At 55.6% G+C, this 15,623-nt stretch carries 16 protein-coding genes and 1 riboswitch; all 16 genes read right to left on the reverse strand.

What is annotated here, in order from left to right; all coding sequences use genetic code 11:
* Nucleotides 1-82: 82 nt before the first annotated feature.
* The 16 genes from L6439_RS16445 to spoIIAA all read right to left on the reverse strand — a co-directional run bounded on the left by L6439_RS16445 (nucleotide 83) and on the right by spoIIAA (nucleotide 15,534).
* On the reverse strand, nucleotides 83-787 hold the full coding sequence (locus L6439_RS16445) for a DUF2953 domain-containing protein (protein ID WP_213468213.1): 705 nt from the start codon (nucleotides 785-787) through the stop codon (nucleotides 83-85).
* 241 nt (nucleotides 788-1,028) lie between these two features.
* A complete protein-coding gene (locus tag L6439_RS16450) occupies nucleotides 1,029-1,730 on the reverse strand; it encodes a metal-dependent hydrolase (protein ID WP_168178068.1) in 702 nt (233 codons plus the stop codon).
* A 1-nt stretch (nucleotide 1,731) separates the two neighbouring features.
* A complete protein-coding gene (scpB, locus tag L6439_RS16455) occupies nucleotides 1,732-2,349 on the reverse strand; it encodes an SMC-Scp complex subunit ScpB (RefSeq protein WP_168178067.1) in 618 nt (205 codons plus the stop codon).
* Nucleotides 2,318-3,112, reverse strand: a complete 795-nt coding sequence (locus L6439_RS16460) for a segregation and condensation protein A (protein WP_168178066.1) — start codon at nucleotides 3,110-3,112, stop codon at nucleotides 2,318-2,320. Before L6439_RS16460 ends, scpB begins: the two co-directional genes overlap by 32 nt.
* Nucleotides 3,113-3,194: 82 nt before the next feature.
* Entirely contained in the window at nucleotides 3,195-3,662 is a 468-nt protein-coding gene (ribH, locus tag L6439_RS16465; RefSeq protein ID WP_213468212.1) for a 6,7-dimethyl-8-ribityllumazine synthase, read from the reverse strand.
* Nucleotides 3,663-3,715: 53 nt separating this feature from the next.
* Nucleotides 3,716-4,957, reverse strand: coding sequence for a bifunctional 3,4-dihydroxy-2-butanone-4-phosphate synthase/GTP cyclohydrolase II (locus tag L6439_RS16470; protein WP_213468211.1), 1,242 nt, complete (start codon nucleotides 4,955-4,957; stop codon nucleotides 3,716-3,718).
* Nucleotides 4,958-4,980: 23 nt separating this feature from the next.
* Entirely contained in the window at nucleotides 4,981-5,640 is a 660-nt protein-coding gene (locus L6439_RS16475) for a riboflavin synthase (RefSeq protein WP_213468210.1), read from the reverse strand.
* Nucleotides 5,621-6,790, reverse strand: a complete 1,170-nt coding sequence (gene ribD, locus L6439_RS16480; RefSeq protein ID WP_213468209.1) for a bifunctional diaminohydroxyphosphoribosylaminopyrimidine deaminase/5-amino-6-(5-phosphoribosylamino)uracil reductase RibD — start codon at nucleotides 6,788-6,790, stop codon at nucleotides 5,621-5,623. Before ribD ends, L6439_RS16475 begins: the two co-directional genes overlap by 20 nt.
* Nucleotides 6,791-7,053: 263 nt before the next feature.
* Nucleotides 7,054-7,219, reverse strand: a riboswitch (FMN riboswitch).
* Between the two features lie 79 nt (nucleotides 7,220-7,298).
* On the reverse strand, nucleotides 7,299-7,721 hold the full coding sequence (locus L6439_RS16485) for a VanZ family protein (RefSeq protein WP_331253358.1): 423 nt from the start codon (nucleotides 7,719-7,721) through the stop codon (nucleotides 7,299-7,301).
* A 110-nt stretch (nucleotides 7,722-7,831) separates the two neighbouring features.
* A complete protein-coding gene (locus L6439_RS16490; RefSeq protein ID WP_213468208.1) occupies nucleotides 7,832-8,644 on the reverse strand; it encodes a transglycosylase SLT domain-containing protein in 813 nt (270 codons plus the stop codon).
* Between the two features lie 522 nt (nucleotides 8,645-9,166).
* Entirely contained in the window at nucleotides 9,167-9,604 is a 438-nt protein-coding gene (locus tag L6439_RS16495; RefSeq protein WP_168178060.1) for a peptidylprolyl isomerase, read from the reverse strand.
* Nucleotides 9,605-9,730: 126 nt separating this feature from the next.
* The gene (gene lysA, locus L6439_RS16500; RefSeq protein ID WP_213468207.1) at nucleotides 9,731-11,071 is read right to left on the reverse strand and encodes a diaminopimelate decarboxylase; all 1,341 of its coding nucleotides are present in this window, start codon (nucleotides 11,069-11,071) and stop codon (nucleotides 9,731-9,733) included.
* 145 nt (nucleotides 11,072-11,216) lie between these two features.
* A complete protein-coding gene (locus L6439_RS16505; protein ID WP_213468206.1) occupies nucleotides 11,217-12,971 on the reverse strand; it encodes a spore germination protein in 1,755 nt (584 codons plus the stop codon).
* A gap of 996 nt (nucleotides 12,972-13,967) precedes the next feature.
* Nucleotides 13,968-14,723 carry an RNA polymerase sporulation sigma factor SigF gene (sigF, locus tag L6439_RS16510; RefSeq protein ID WP_087442623.1) on the reverse strand — a complete coding sequence of 252 codons (756 nt, stop codon included), beginning with the start codon at nucleotides 14,721-14,723 and terminating at the stop codon, nucleotides 13,968-13,970.
* An 11-nt stretch (nucleotides 14,724-14,734) separates the two neighbouring features.
* Entirely contained in the window at nucleotides 14,735-15,184 is a 450-nt protein-coding gene (spoIIAB, locus tag L6439_RS16515; RefSeq protein WP_168178057.1) for an anti-sigma F factor, read from the reverse strand.
* The gene (gene spoIIAA / locus L6439_RS16520) at nucleotides 15,181-15,534 is read right to left on the reverse strand and encodes an anti-sigma F factor antagonist (RefSeq protein WP_006676804.1); all 354 of its coding nucleotides are present in this window, start codon (nucleotides 15,532-15,534) and stop codon (nucleotides 15,181-15,183) included. The genes spoIIAB and spoIIAA overlap by 4 nt, the downstream gene beginning before the upstream one ends.
* Nucleotides 15,535-15,623 lie beyond the last annotated feature (89 nt).

Consider the following 15,623-nt stretch of genomic DNA (forward strand, 5'->3'; position numbering starts at 1 on the left):
CGGCTTTACCACACCTATCCCCACATCAGGTATTGCCTGCACGTGGATAGCTTGCGCACAAATAAAGCGTAGTATGTATAGGCTATCCCTGCACTTTCCGCGCATTGGCGTCCGCCAGCGTCCGCCGCCAGATGCCGATCCCGCCTTCGGCACGCATAATGCGGAAGATAAGACGGGCCAGCGCGCGAACGACATGGCCGAATCGGATCTCGGCAATACAGACGAGGCGGGTGGAGAAGCAAGGATGATGATATTGAGGGGTAATTTCCAGTTTCGGATAATCCTGAAAGCGAAGCGCGTAGCTAAGCTTGCCGACAAGCCATGACTTGAGAGACCAGGTCGTGCCTGTGGCGATGGCGGTTCCGGCCGGATCGCTAAGTCCGATCTCCGTCTCCCAGATGAACAGGCTGCACTTCATCTTGTCCATCGTCTCCTCGATCCACTGGACGATGCCTCTTGTATGGCGGGCCAGCCGCTTGATCCGTCTGATGTACCGGGCGACGGTCTCCCGGTTCACCTGTCGCCTCGTTCTATCCTGACTGCTCCCGCCGAAGTTCTCCTTCTTCTTCTGCTTCAGATTGAAGCCTTCCTCCATATTGATGAAGCGGATGGAACGCCATTCGTACCGCCAGCGAATCCATCCGTAGAAGGCCCGGATCATCAGGAATACCCGCTCATGCTTATCCGCTTTGTGAATGACCAACTTGCATTCGACGGTCGAGAAGAGAATCAGGAAGAGCAGCATGGCGATGACCGCTGCGATGCCTGCCATTATCCATATCCCCATAGTCTGCCTCCATCCGGATGATTTCCTGAACTAACCGTATTATGGCCTTTTATCCAATTATACATGCAGGATGTTCCATCGCTTCCTGGCCGAAGGGGACGGCGAGGCACGGCAAAGCCCGCCGCAGATCGACTCGTGTCGTCCGCTGGCGGGCTTGTTCATTGCTGCAACTTTCAGCTTATATCCGCTTTATTTCATTCGCTGCGTTCTCCGGGCTTGCTCCCGCCCATGCCAGCACAGGTCAGCCAAGCTCCAATTCATCGGTGTCAAGCGTTTGTCCCGGGGCCAGTTCCACGCCCTGAATGCCGATCACCTTCAGTTGGGACACGAAGGCCGCGCCGTCCTGTTCAATCGGCGGGAACGTATTGTAGTGAATCGGGATGACGACCTTCGCCTTGATCCATTGCGCGGCCAGGAGCGCATCCTCCGGATCCATCGTGAAGAAGCTGCCAATGGGCAGGAAAGCGATATCCGGCTTATACCGCTCGCCAATCAGCTTCATATCGCTGAACAGGGCCGTGTCTCCCGCGTGATATACCGTCAACCCGTCCATCTGAAGCACGATTCCCGCCGGGTTGCCCAAATATTGCGCCTGCCCGTCTACCGTGACCGATGAGCTGTGGAGAGCATTGACCCATTTGATCGAGCCGAAGTCGAACGTGCCTCCTCCGCCCAGATTCATGCCGATGGCGCGCGCTCCCAGCCGTTCCATGTAGTCGGCCAGCTCCACAATGGCCAGGATCGTGGCATCATTCCGCTTCGCAATATCCGCCGCGTCGGCGATATGATCGCCATGACCGTGGGTTAGCAGCACGTAATCCGCCTGAATTTGTTCCGGGGCGGCCTTCGCGGCCGGATTCCCCGTCAAGAACGGATCGATGATAAGCCGATGCTTCCCGGTATCGATTGCGACGCATGCATGACCATGAAACTGAATTCGCATTTTAACGTTCTCCTCCTTCTTCGTTCACATCCTCAATCGTAAGCTGCCGTCCTTCTAATTTCTCGAACAAGAGCTGCGTTTCCTCCTCCAAGCCTTCACTTTGTTCAAAGGCCGCCGCTTCGGGCAACTCGGACAAGCTGCCCAACCCGAAATAATCAAGAAACGCGCGTGTCGTGCCATACAGTATCGGCCTTCCGATCGCTTCGGCTCTGCCCGTTTCCTCGATCAGATCCTTATTCACCAGCGTCTGAATGGCCCGATCCGACTTGACGCCGCGAATCTCTTCAATCTCCACGCGAGTGATCGGCTGGCGGTAGGCCACGATAGCCAGCGTCTCGAGCGCTGCCTGGGACAGCGAGGACCGGGAAGGAGAATAGGCCATCCGTTCAAAATAAGGCGCATGATCCGGCAAAGTCGCCAATTGATACATGCCCGCAATGGCCACGATCTGGATGCCGCGCTTCGAACGCTCCATGTCCGCCTGCAAATCATGCAAGGCCTCCATGACGATTTCCTGCCGCTGTTCCGTAATTTCTGCGATTTGCTTACTATTTAAACCTTCATCTCCCGCCATAAACAGGAGCCCTTCAATAATCGACTTCAACGTCTGAAAGTCCATCGTCTTCCCCATCCCCTTGCCACTGAATCACGATTTCATCGAACACCCGGTCTTGAAAACATCGAATCTGTCTCAGCTTCATTAATTCCAGCACCGCAAGAAACGTCACAACCACCTCGTGGCGGGTCAATTGCTCGCTCAGCAGCTTGGAGAACAGCAGCTTGCCTCCCCTTCCCACCGGCCGCAGCACCGTAACGATATCGCGGATCCGATCCTTCACGGAAATTTCGTCGCGGTGAATCGTGGCGACCATCGTGCGCCGGGATGCTTTGCGAAGCGCCTTCTGAAAGGCGGCAATCAAATCCGACACATGGAGTCCTTCCACCGGATTCGACGGCTTCGATGGCATGAACGGAGTCAGATCCTCCGGCTCCTTCGTGAACAGCAGGCTTCGCTCCGCTTCCTTTTCCCGCAAATGCTCGGCGATTCCTTTATATTTCCGGTATTCTACCAGCTTGCGGATCAGCTCCGCGCGAGGATCCAGTTCCTCTTCTTCGTAGTCCATCAGGTCGTCGTCCCATTCCATGACAGGCGGTTTCGGCAAGAGCTGCTGGGATTTCATCGCTAACAGGGTCGCTGCCATAACGAGAAACTCGCTCGTAATATCCAATTCCAATTCCTTCATGCTATGTAAATAATCCATATATTGATCGGTGATCTCGCTGATCGAGATATCCTGAATGGCAATTTCCGCTTGATCGATAAGGTGAAGCAGCAGATCAAGCGGCCCTTCGAACAGCTCCAGCTTGTAAGTGACGGACACGAACGTTCCTCCTGTAAAAAACAAATGTAGCGCCCGATTATAAAGGGTGTACCTCTATAAAGGGCACTACATTAAATAAGCACTATTTCAGCTGATTCGTCAAGTTAGCCATCTCGATTGCCGTCGCGGCGGCTTCCCAACCCTTGTTGCCGGCCTTCGTGCCTGCGCGCTCGATCGCTTGCTCGATCGAATCCGTCGTCAGCACGCCGAACACGGTCGGGACGCCTGTTTTCATATTGACTTGAGCCACCCCTTTGGCCGTCTCGCTGCACACATAATCGAAATGCGGCGTAAATCCGCGAATCACGGCGCCCAACGTGATCACCGCGTCATACTTGCCGCTTTCCGCCATTTTCTGGGCGATAAGCGGAATCTCGAATGCGCCGGGAACCCAGGCGACCGAGATCTCCTCATCCTTCACGCCGTGGCGCTTCAGCGCGTCCAGCGCGCCGGACAGCAGCTTGGAGACGATGAATTCATTGAAGCGCCCGGCAACGATCCCGTATTTTAAACCTTCAGATACTAAATGACCCTCAAATACATGTGGCATTGGTAAAACCTCCCGATGGAATATAGTCTGCTCTGAAGCTTCCAAATAGTGAATCAGGATTCGATATGTTCGTTCTGCTCGATATCGTCGAATACGAGCATATGCCCGAGCTTCGCCGCTTTCGTATGCAGATAACGGGTATTGTCTTCATTTTCCTGCATCTGAATCGGCACGCGCTCGACAATCTCCAGGCCGTAGCCTTCCAACCCTTTGATTTTGCGGGGATTGTTCGTCATCAGCCGGATCTGGCGGACGCCGAGATCCTTCAAAATCTGCGCGCCGATGCCGTAGTCCCGCAGATCCGCCGGAAACCCGAGCTTCAGGTTCGCGTCGACCGTATCCAGGCCCTGTTCCTGAAGCTTGTACGCCTTCAGCTTGTTGATGAGGCCGATTCCCCGGCCTTCCTGCCGCATATAGAGGAGCACGCCGTTCCCTTCCCGCTCAATGGCGCGCAAAGCGGCAGCGAACTGAGGACCGCAATCGCAGCGGTGCGAATGGAAGACATCGCCGGTCAGGCATTCGGAATGAACCCGGACCAGCACTGGCTTCGAGCTGTCGATTTCGCCCTTCACCAGAGCGACATGCTCCTTGTTATCCACCTCGTTCGTGTAAGCGATCGCCCGGAACACGCCGAAATCTGTCGGCATGTTCACTTCCACTTCGCGCCGGACCAGATTCTCCTTCTCGTTGCGATAATGAATGAGATCTTTGATGCAAATGAGCTTCAAGCCGTGTTTCTGCTTGATCTCGATCAGGTCTGGCAGCCGTGCCATCGTCCCGTCTTCCTTGATGACTTCGCAAATGACCCCGGCCGGGGATGCCCCGCATAAGCGAGCCAAGTCGACGGCCGCTTCGGTGTGGCCTGCGCGGCGCAGCACGCCGCCCCGCTTCGCGATCAGCGGGAAGATGTGGCCCGGACGGCGGAAGTCTGCCGCTTGCGCCTTCGGATCAAGCATCTTCCGAATCGTCAGCGAGCGTTCATGGGCCGAGATGCCCGTCGACGTCTCGATGTGGTCGATCGACACTGTGAAGGCCGTCCCGTGATTGTCGGTGTTATGCGTAACCATCGGCGGCAGATCCAGTTCTTCTGCCCGCTCGGGCGTAATCGGCACGCAGACGAGCCCGCGGCCCTCGGTAATCATGAAGTTGATCGCTTCCGGCGTCGCCTTGTCAGCCAGCGCCAGGAAGTCGCCTTCGTTCTCTCGATCCTCGTCATCGACGACGATGATCACTTTGCCTTCCATTAAGTCGCGGATGGCATCCTCTATCGTATCGAACGAAAATTGTTCACTCATCGCTCTTCCCCCTTTGCATGATGTCACATGAAGCCGTGTTCCGCCAAAAAGGCGCTGCTGATGCGGGAGTTTCCGCTCGCGGCGGAGCGGCTGCCGCAGGCCAGCAAATGATCGACATATTTGGCCAGCACGTCGCATTCGATATTGACTGTGTCTCCCGGCTGCTTGCCCTGGAGCGCCGTCTCGGCGAGCGTATGCGGAATGATCGATACGGCGAACATCCCCTTCTCCGCCCGGGTCAGGGTGAGGCTCATGCCATCCACGGTAACCGATCCGCGCGGGATCATATACTTGGCCATGCCCGGATCTTCGGCGAGGAACTCGAACACGACCGCATTCGCCTGCGCCGTCCGGCGCATAATGCGCGCCAGCCCATCGACATGGCCCTGTACGATATGTCCGCCAAAACGGCCGTCCGCCGCCATCGCCCGTTCCAGATTGACCGGAGCGCCCGGCTGCAAATCCTTCAGATTCGTATGCCGGAATGTCTCGGGCATGACATCCGCCATGAAGGAGCCGGAGTCATGGGAGACCGCCGTCAGGCATACTCCGTTCACCGCGATGCTGTCGCCGATCTTCATCCCTTCCAGCACTTTCGCGGCCCGGATATGCAGCACCATCGCTTCTCCGCGCTTCGTCACGGCCTGCAGCCGTCCGACTTCTTCAACGAGTCCCGTGAACATCGTCGCTTCCTCCCTTCTCATTCAGCGTGGCGGCTATCCTTTCAAATACGGTGCCGAACGGATAACCGCTGATGCAGACATTGTCTCCCAGCGTCTCGACCCGCGTATGCCGGAGCCGGTAAGCGTCGTTCATCCGGCTTACGCCATCGAAGGCGAAGTTGGGCGGCGACGACGCGCCGCCGACAATCGTCGGCGCGTAGAACAGCACGACCCGATCCACCCAGCGGCCCTCCAGCAGCGCCCCGTTCAGACGGCCGCCTCCCTCCAGCAGGATCGAGCCGATCTCCTGGCTTCCGCACCATTCCATCACGCGCCGCAGATCGACCCGGGGCCCGTCGCCCGCGGCGATAACCTCTACGCCGCGCGCCTCCAGCGCTTCACGCTTCCCGGCATCCGCCCGGGAAGTCGTGAACACGATCGTCGGCGCGGAGCGATCGGCGACGACCTTCGCCTCCAGCGGCAGCCGCAACCGTGAATCGACGATAAGCCGCGTCGGATGCAGGCCCGGTACGGCAAGCCGCGTCGTCAGGGACGGATTGTCGGCCAGCACCGTGCCGATTCCGGCCATAATCGCCTGATGGCGGTGGCGCATCGCTTGCACCCGTTCCCGGGCCTGCTCGTTGGAGATCCAACGGCTGTCGCCCGTATGCGTCGCGATGCGGCCGTCCAGGGTGCTCGCCGTCTTGAGCGTCACATACGGCAGGCCGGTCGTGATGTACTTGGCGAACATCTCGATGAGCGACTCGGCTTGGGACTGGAGCACGCCTGCCGTCACTTCGACGCCCTGCTCGCGCAGCAACTGGGCCCCCCGGCCGCTGACCGCCGGGTTCGGATCCAGGCAGCCGATGACGACGCGCTTGATTCCGGCTTCCAGCAGGCGAAGGCTGCAAGGGGGCGTCTTGCCGTAATGGCTGCAAGGCTCAAGCGTCACATAGGCGGCAGCGCCGCGCGCGTCTTCGCCGGCCATCTGCAGCGCATGCACCTCCGCATGGCCTTCGCCGCGCCGCAGATGCGCACCCAGTCCGACGACCCGGCCTTCGCGGACGATGACGCAGCCGACGGCCGGATTGATTCCGGTCTGCCCCATGGCCCGTTCCGCCACATCAAGCGCCAACTGCATGTAGAACTCGTCATTGATTACCGGATGCACCAGAGCGTCCCTCCTTCTTTTTACAGCTTGCCCCATCGCAGCAAAAAACCCTTCGGAATCCTCCGAAGGGCTAGGTTGTTGAGCTTACAGGTATGTACTCTTTTTCATCATAGCACAGTCAAATAAACAGTCCGGCATCTTCGCAAAAATGAGACGGAACGCAACCGCCTTCCCGCGTACGACAAATAAACCGGCTGAATCGGCAACTGAAAAAACTATGTGAAAAAAAGAACTAAAAGAGTTAAAAAGAAAACTCTTCTCCTGACGCCCTTCTCCCATCCAGACTATACTGTCGGTTCTGGATTTGCACCAGATCCACCGTTCGAACGAAGTTCGCCCGGGTCACGGACTAAGGAAGGCGGTAGCCGTCAACAGCGCTACCCTTCCATCACCGCCGGTCGGGAATTGCACCCTGCCCTGAAGGTTCAGCAGATATCATATTAAGTAACCGCCATGCGATTACGTAACGGATCTTATCACTTCGCGCGGAAAAAGGCAAGGCCATACCTCACCTTCTCCGCCGGACCGCACTCACGAGTACATAGGCAGCCAATACGAGCGCCACTCCGATCGAGTCGACCGCCACGTCGGCGAGATGCCCGGTCCGCCCGGGCACGAAGGTCTGGTGCCACTCATCGGAACAGGCGTATAAGATGGCAATCAGGCCGCTCCCCGCCGCTATCAGGCCCTTCGAACGGACGCGGGCCGAGAACGTCAAGATAAGCAGAAGCGTCAGCAAGGCGAATTCGGTGACGTGACCGAATTTGCGAATAAAAAATTCAATGAAATGATAAGGCTCCCGCCACGACACAAGACTCCCGTCGTACAGAAATTCCCAGCGCGGAAGATAGCGAAGCAGCTTCTCTTCCGGCATGAAGGAGCCAAGCGCCGGCTTCATGTCCTGGACTGAATACGGCTCGGCCGATTTCATAAATATAAATCCCATCCAAGCGATGGTTAATATGAACCATAGGAGGCCTAACCGGCTTCTCTGGCGCATAGATTCGCGTGCCCCTTTCTACATATAGAGTCCGGCCCGTTTTAATTCGCCTGTCTCGCGCGCTGGATTCTCATCGTCTGAGCCGGCTTCTGCAGCTTCGGGGAAGCCGTCTTCACCCCCGGCTTCTGCGGGGCCGCCTTGGCGGCCTGGGCGGCCTTGGCCGCTTCGCGCTTATACAGGGCCTTCGTATTCAGCACTCTTTTCGTATAGGCGCTGTCCAGCGTGCCTTTATCCTGAATCCAGCGCTTGGAGCCGTATCTGCCTCGATTATAAGCGAGGAGCATCGCTTTTTCCAGGTCATCTCCCTTATAATCGTCCTGCCAGTAAGCGCGGCATTCCAGCAATTCCGCCAAGCCGAGCAGAATATTGTCTTTCGGCTCGAACATATCAAGATTCGGGCGTCCGATCGCTTTGGACAGCCGCGATACGTTGACGGAGTTCATCTGTACGAGCCCGTAATCCTCCGTACCGTTCGGATTGCTGTGCACCAGCTCGGCATTGAAGTTGCTCTCCACTTTGATCAGAGCCAAAAAGGTCATGTAATCAATATTTTTTTTGCTCGTTTCCTTCCAGATCACATCAAGCACTTCTTCCGGCAGCTTAACCGACGGAATGCGAGGGCGAACGGGCGCCTCGCTCTTCTCGGACGCCGATTGAATGCGAACCTCTTTTTCTCTTCCGCTCGTCTTATGCCAACCCGCTTGCCGGGCCTGACGCTCCATTTCCAGTTCAAATACGAGCGGCACCCGATCCAAATACTCCTGATACGTGGCCGTCTCTCTGTTCAGACCATCCAGGCTGCAGGATGTAAGGACAATGGCTGCGCCTACGACGGTTATGACACCTTTCTTCATGTTCATCTCCTCTTAATGACCCTACCCCGACATCGCCGGTCCCATTATCCGGCTTCGTTTCTCTCTATCTCTACTTATTCAATCTTGGTTAGCTTGAAACAAATCATGGTATTTCCGATTCTCATAGGGGAGAGTGAGATATACGGGAAGGCGGAAATGATAGAAGCGATATCAAACGGAAGCAATGGATGGGATTGATTCATGAGGTGTTCAAATGGGGAATCAGTGCAAAATAAATCGTCGCTTGCCCGGCATCGAACCATTCCGGGAGCAGATTACCTATTCGCTTCAACCTGATTTGTTGTCAATAGCTTCGGGTCTGTTCTGATATGGCACAAGCCGCCTGCTTGCGTTGCCGCTGCCGGCCGGCTGGACTGCCATGGTTGCTAGGGAACGCATGTTCGTTCTTTCCATAGCATTTTATCATCTTCTATGATTATACGCAATATTTTTTTCTTGTCTAATGTTTCTGAATGTAAAAAAAAACCTGCTCCGCAGTTGCCGGGAGCAGGGAGGCGAACTTTATCCTTCTACGACGCGAACTTCCTTCATTTTGTCGCCTTGCTTGATTTGGTCGACAACTTCCATTCCTTCCACAACTTTACCAAAAACCGTATGCACGCCATCCAAATGCGGGAATGCGTCATACGTGATGTAAAATTGGGAGCCGCCGGTATCCTTGCCGGCATGCGCCATCGCGAGCACGCCGCGAACATGCTTGTGCGGATTGCCTTGCGTCTCGCACTTGATCGTATACCCCGGCCCGCCCATTCCGGTTCCTTGCGGGCATCCGCCTTGGGCGACGAATCCCGGAATGACGCGGTGGAAGGTCAACCCGTTATAGAAGCCCTCATTTGCCAGCTTCTCGAAGTTGGCTACGGTTCCCGGCGCTTCTTTCTCATGCAGTTCGATTTTGACGGCTCCGCCCTTTTCCATCTCGATTTGTGCAAATTTGCTCATTATGTATGAACTCCTCTCATTACTCGTTGTGGGATATAACTATCGTTAACGATTATACGTTATTTGGGCGCAAAAAGAAAACGGCCCCGCTCCGCCAATGCGCAGGCGAATTGCGGGGCGCGGAATTTATCGGCCAAGCGGCTGCGATTCGCGCTTTTCCAATCGTGCAGGAATCAGATCGCAGCGGACAATATCTTCACGGGTTTCGCGGCGGACCACCAAGTCCGCTTCCCCGTCCCGGACAAAGACCACAGCCGGGCGCGGAATCCGGTTATAGTTGCTGGCCATGGAATAGTTATAAGCTCCCGTGCAAGAGACGGCCAGCAAATCTCCGGCCGACACGGATGGCAGCGCCACATCCCAGATGAGCATATCGCCGCTCTCGCAGCATTTGCCCGCAATCGAGACCACTTCACGGACCGCGTCCTTCGCACGGTTGGCAACAAGCGCCTCATATTTTGATTCATACAGCGCCGGACGCGGATTGTCAGTCATGCCCCCATCGACCGCAACATACTTGCGAACCCCGGGGATATCCTTAATCGAACCGATGGTGTACAGCGTCGTTCCGGCTTCCCCGACGATGCTCCGGCCCGGCTCGACCCAGATCTCCGGCAGCTCGCTGTAAATCTTCCCGAAATGCGTGCGAACCGCTTCCGTTATCGCCTTCACGTAATCCCGCACAGCCAACGGCGTATCGCCTTCAACATAGCGAATGCCGAAGCCGCCGCCCAGGTTCACGACGGGGAAGACAACATTCATCTGGCTGAGCACGTTGGCCGCGAACTCCGCGACGCGCTGTACCGCCATCTGGAATCCTTCCGTCTCGAAAATTTGCGATCCGATATGGGAGTGAACGCCGAGCAGTTGCAAGCCTTCCGCATCGGATGCTTGCGCGACCGCCCGGAGCGCCGTCCCGTTCCCGATATCGAAGCCGAACTTGGAATCCGTCTGCCCGGTCGAGATATATTCATGGGTATGCGCTTCGACGCCGGGCGTAACGCGCAAGAGCACCGCGACCCGCTGACGCCGCATTTTGGCGATCGCATTCAGCAGGTGCAGCTCTGCGAAGCTGTCAACGACGAAGCATCCGATGCCGGCATCAAGCGCCATCTCGATCTCGGCCGGGGTCTTGTTATTGCCATGGAAATGAATCCGTTCGGCAGGAAAGCCTGCCTGCAGCGCCGTATGCAGTTCCCCTTCAGATACGACATCGAGGGACAAGCCCTCCTCGTCCGCGATGCGGCACATTGCCATTACGCAGAATGCCTTGCTCGCGTAGGCAACCTGGAAGTTCAGCCCCGATTCGCGAAACGCTTCCATATATTCGCGGGAGCGGGTACGAATGAGCGCCTCATCCATGATGTACAGCGGTGTTCCGAACTGATTTTTCAAGGTGGTTACATCGCAGCCGCCGATTTCGAGGTGGCCGGATTCATTGACAGTACTTGTTCCATGTAAGTGCATCGTTCTCTTCTCCCCATTTCCTCATCCATACACTGGATCTCCCAGCACCATGAAAAATATTACATCGAGTATACCAGTCCATTCTATATGGAAGAATGGACTTTTGTACATAACGTTTGCATTATATCTTTATCGCGACACCGTGCTACGTCTGCAGCTCGCCGTCATTCCGACCGGAAGAGCGATCCGGGGGCATCTTCGTGTTATCGCGGGTCTTGTTGAAGCTCGGCCGGGTTTTCATGTTCAGGACCGGTTGACGGAACAGAATGTTGAACATCGCCTTCGCATTGAATGGAATGAACGGCCACAGATATGACGAATTGTAGGAGCGGTGCAGCGATAGCCATATAATAAACACCGTAACGCCGATGACCAATCCCGGCACTTTGAACAAAGCGACCGCCACCAGCAAAAGGAGCCGGATGATCCGATTGGCGAGTGCCAGCTCATAGCTAGGCGTAGCGAACATTCCGACCGCCGTAACGGCCAAATACAAGATGACTTCATTCACGAAGACGCCGGTCTTCACCGCGATGTCGCCAATCAGGACCGCCGCCACGAGACCAAGTGCTGTCGCTAGCGGGGACGGCGTATGGACAGCCGCCATGCGCATCAGATCGATGCCGATCTCAGCCAGCAAAAACTGCAGGAAAATAGGGAGCTTCGCCATTTTATGCGGACCGATAATCTGCAAGGCGGCCGGCTTAAGGCCTGGATCGATCACCAACAGCATCCAGAGCGGAAGCAGGAACAAGGAACAAAATATGCCGATGAACCGAATCCATCGCATATAGGTCCCCATAAAGGGCGTCTGGCGGTTCTCTTCGGCATGCTGGCACAGATCGAAAAAAGTCGTCGGCAGGATCATGACGGAAGGCGACGTATCGACGAAAATGACGACATTTCCGTTGAGCAAATGGGCCGCCACCACGTCCGGTCTCTCGGAATACCGCACGAGAGGATACGGATTCCAGCCTTTGTTGACAATAACCTCCTCCAGTTGCTTATCGGCGAGCGGCAGTCCTTCCAGATTGGCAGCTTTAATCTTCCTGCGGACGGCCTCCACCTGCGACATGTCGGCGATATCATCAATATATGCAATGCAGACATCGGTTCGCGTCCGTCTTCCGACCTGAATGATCTCATATTTCAAGCCCGGATCGCGAAGCCGCCGCCGCACGAGCGTAACGTTCGTAAGCAGCGTTTCGGTAAATCCGTCGCGAGCCCCGCGCACGACCTTTTCCAGCGATGGCTCCTCCGGTCCCCGGGACGGGAATGTCTTGACATCCGTCACAATCGCTTCCGATTCATGCTCGATGAAGAAGGCGCTGCCGCCAGCGAGCACCTTGTTGATTACCTCGCTGAACTTGTTTACCTTTTCCACCTGAATATGCGGGATATAGCAATCAAAAAATGCCTTAAGCGCGTTCGGGGTCAGCGATTTTTTGTCCAGGAAGGTAAGACGCGTCAAAATGATCGTCATAACCTCATCCTTGGCGAAGCCATTCAAATAAAAGAGGCCGACACGCCGCCCGCCGAATGTCATTTCCCGAAAAATGACATCAAACGAATCGGTAAAACCGACGACCTCCTTCAATGTCTTCTTCGTATCCTCAAGCCGTTTCGGAATATCATCATCGCCACTCCAATACGCGATCGCCTCTTCAATCGTATTGGAGACTTCAACCTGCCCCTGCATGCCATTGCCATTCCGCGCATTTCTTTTGCCCCGCTTATGGCCCTTTCCTTTCTGTATGGCTCCACTCTGCTGGCACGCATCCGCTAATCCTCGCCCCCGCTCATTCTCCTGAGCTCCGGATTCATGCGAACCGTCCGCAGAAAGCAGAGGCTGCAGCTCTCCTTCCGGCTGGCCCGGCTCATGCGTCTGCTGCTCCTTCATCGCGAAAAACCTCCTGTCGCCATGTAATATATATCTTTAGTATGGTTGAGTTCCATTGCATTATGAGGAAAGAACCGGGTAGGAAACATTTGCATCCGTTGGCGTCATGCCTCGCCCTCCTCCATCCTCCATACCCCCGGTTCCCTACTGGCCGCTCTCCTCTCCGAAGCTTGAGCGTTACTCTCCCCTTCGGTCAGGATATTGGCAGCGGGACTCCCTCGATATACGGCGAGCCTTAGGAAGATTATCCCATTCGTTCAGATCAATGCGATGAGCTGGCAAGGCCTCTTACTTGCAATCTCCCTTTCGGCCAGGAGGCCGGCAAGACAAGAGCCTTTGCAGGCCTATCCCTGCGAATCAGGGCCGAGCGATTGCGATCAGGTTCCTTATGAGCATTCTCCCTTTCAGTCAGGGCGGGTCGGCATACAAGCTGCTCCCTGCAAGCACTATCCCTTACAGTCACGTCTTTAAGAGCTTACCAGCACTATCCCTTACAGTCAGGGCGTGCAGCATGGATTTAGGAGCTTACAGCACGATCCCATTTCGTCAGAATGGTTCGAGGCCTTATAGAGGATAGATTGTCCCGGTACATCAGGCCGGGCATGAGGCAGGGCAATTCCGCAGCGGGAAGTGCTCGGTCTTTTCGGATGGAAAATTCCGCTCCCTGACCCGATGGGAGAGTGCCGCAAAGAGATTGGGGACGATCCCCTCCCATTCGACACAAGCAAAAGCACAAGCACAAGATCTGCCCGCTACGCCAAATGAGTGCATCCGGCGAAACACCGGGCATCAGCGGGCCATAACAGATCAGGACGGGCAACCGATCATCAATTTTAGCACCGCCCAAATGCATGCGCCTGGCCTAAGGGGATAATGAGAATAAGCGGCTTGCTCCGTGCCTCGCGCCCTTCCCCAGATAAGAGACAAACAGCCTGCGGGCCTCCCTAACACACCAAATGAAAAGACACCGCAGGAATACTCCTTGCGGTGTCCGCTTTATTGTGCGATTTGCGCCTTGATGGATTGCAATATTTTTTTCTCCAGACGGGAGACTTGCACCTGGGAGATGCCGAGCCGGCCGGCAACCTCCGATTGCGTCTGATCGCGGAAATAGCGTAAATAGACGATAAGCCGTTCCCGTTCGCTCAAGCCTTCAATCGCTTCATTCAGCGCCAGCTTGTCGAACCAGCGGTCCTGGGAATCATCCGCGATCTGATCCATCAAGGTGATCGGGTCCCCATCGTTCTCGAAGACAGTCTCGTGAATCGAGCTTGGCGGCTTGTTCGCCTCCTGGGCGAAGACTACATCCTCCGGCGAGATGCCCAACTCGTCCGCGACCTCCTTAATGGTAGGAAGACGATCGAGCCGCTTCGAGAGCTCGTCCTTCATTTTGCGGACCTTGTTCGCCATTTCCTTCAAGGAACGGCTCACCTTGATCGTCCCGTCATCGCGCAGAAAGCGCTGAATTTCTCCGATTATCATCGGCACGGCATAGGTAGAGAATTTGACGTCGTAGGTCAAATCGAATTTGTCGACCGATTTGAGCAAGCCGATGCAGCCGATTTGGAACAAATCATCCGGTTCGTACCCGCGGTTGATAAAGCGCTGCACGACCGACCATACAAGCCGGATGTTGCAATTGACCAGCGTTTCGCGAGCCACGGCATCACCCGCTTGGCTCAGCGCTATCAGACGTTTCACTTCTGCGTCGTCCAAATAACTTTGCGACGATTGTTTCACATCAGCTTTCATGGCTTCAACCCCTAATTGTAGAGCGCTTTTTTGGATTCGATCCGCTTTTTCATACGGATGGTGGTACCGGCGCCCAATTCGGTTGTCACTTCAAATTCATCCATGAAGTTCTCCATAATGGTGAAGCCCATGCCCGAGCGTTCCATGTCCGGCTTGGATGTGAACAGCGGTTGTCTGGCCAGTTCGACATCTTCAATGCCACGGCCCCGGTCGGAGACCGTCAGCATAATCTGATCTCCCTCAATCTCAGCCGTAATCGATACGATGCCTTCCGGATTGTTGTCATATCCATGAATGATGCTGTTCGTGACCGCCTCGGAGATTACGGTCTTCAAATCCGTCAGCTCTTCCAGAGTCGGATCCAGCTGCGCTACGAAGGCCGCCACGGCGACGCGCGCGAAGGCTTCATTTTCCGAGCGGCTGGAAAATTCCAATGACATTTTGTTCGAATGTCCACTCATGATACGTCCTCCAATCCAAGGAGCGCCTGGCGCTCGTTATCGTAGACATGCATGATTTTGAACAAGCCCGACAGCTCGAACAACCGCCGTACGGCAGGGTTCAGATCACAGACGGCCATTTTTCCGCCTCTGCCCTTAATCTGCTTGTATCTGCCGAGAATGACCCCCAGACCGGAACTGTCCATAAAGGTCAATTCGCTCAAGCTTAACACCACATGGTTCACCTGTCCGCGCTGAATCGCTTCATCCAACTGCATGCGTACAATTTCCGATGTATGATGATCCAGCTCTCCCCTCAGACGGGTGATCAGTACATTGCGCCGGTGTTCCAATTCCACCTGCAAGTTCATGCGAATCACTCTCCTCCCATGTTGCCGATCCCATTCGTCGCCGCCAAACCCAATTCCTGCCTGGCGACAAAACTAGAAGAAGCACGCTG

Origin of the sequence: Paenibacillus dendritiformis, assembly GCF_021654795.1 — a bacterium.
Taxonomy (GTDB): domain Bacteria; phylum Bacillota; class Bacilli; order Paenibacillales; family Paenibacillaceae; genus Paenibacillus_B.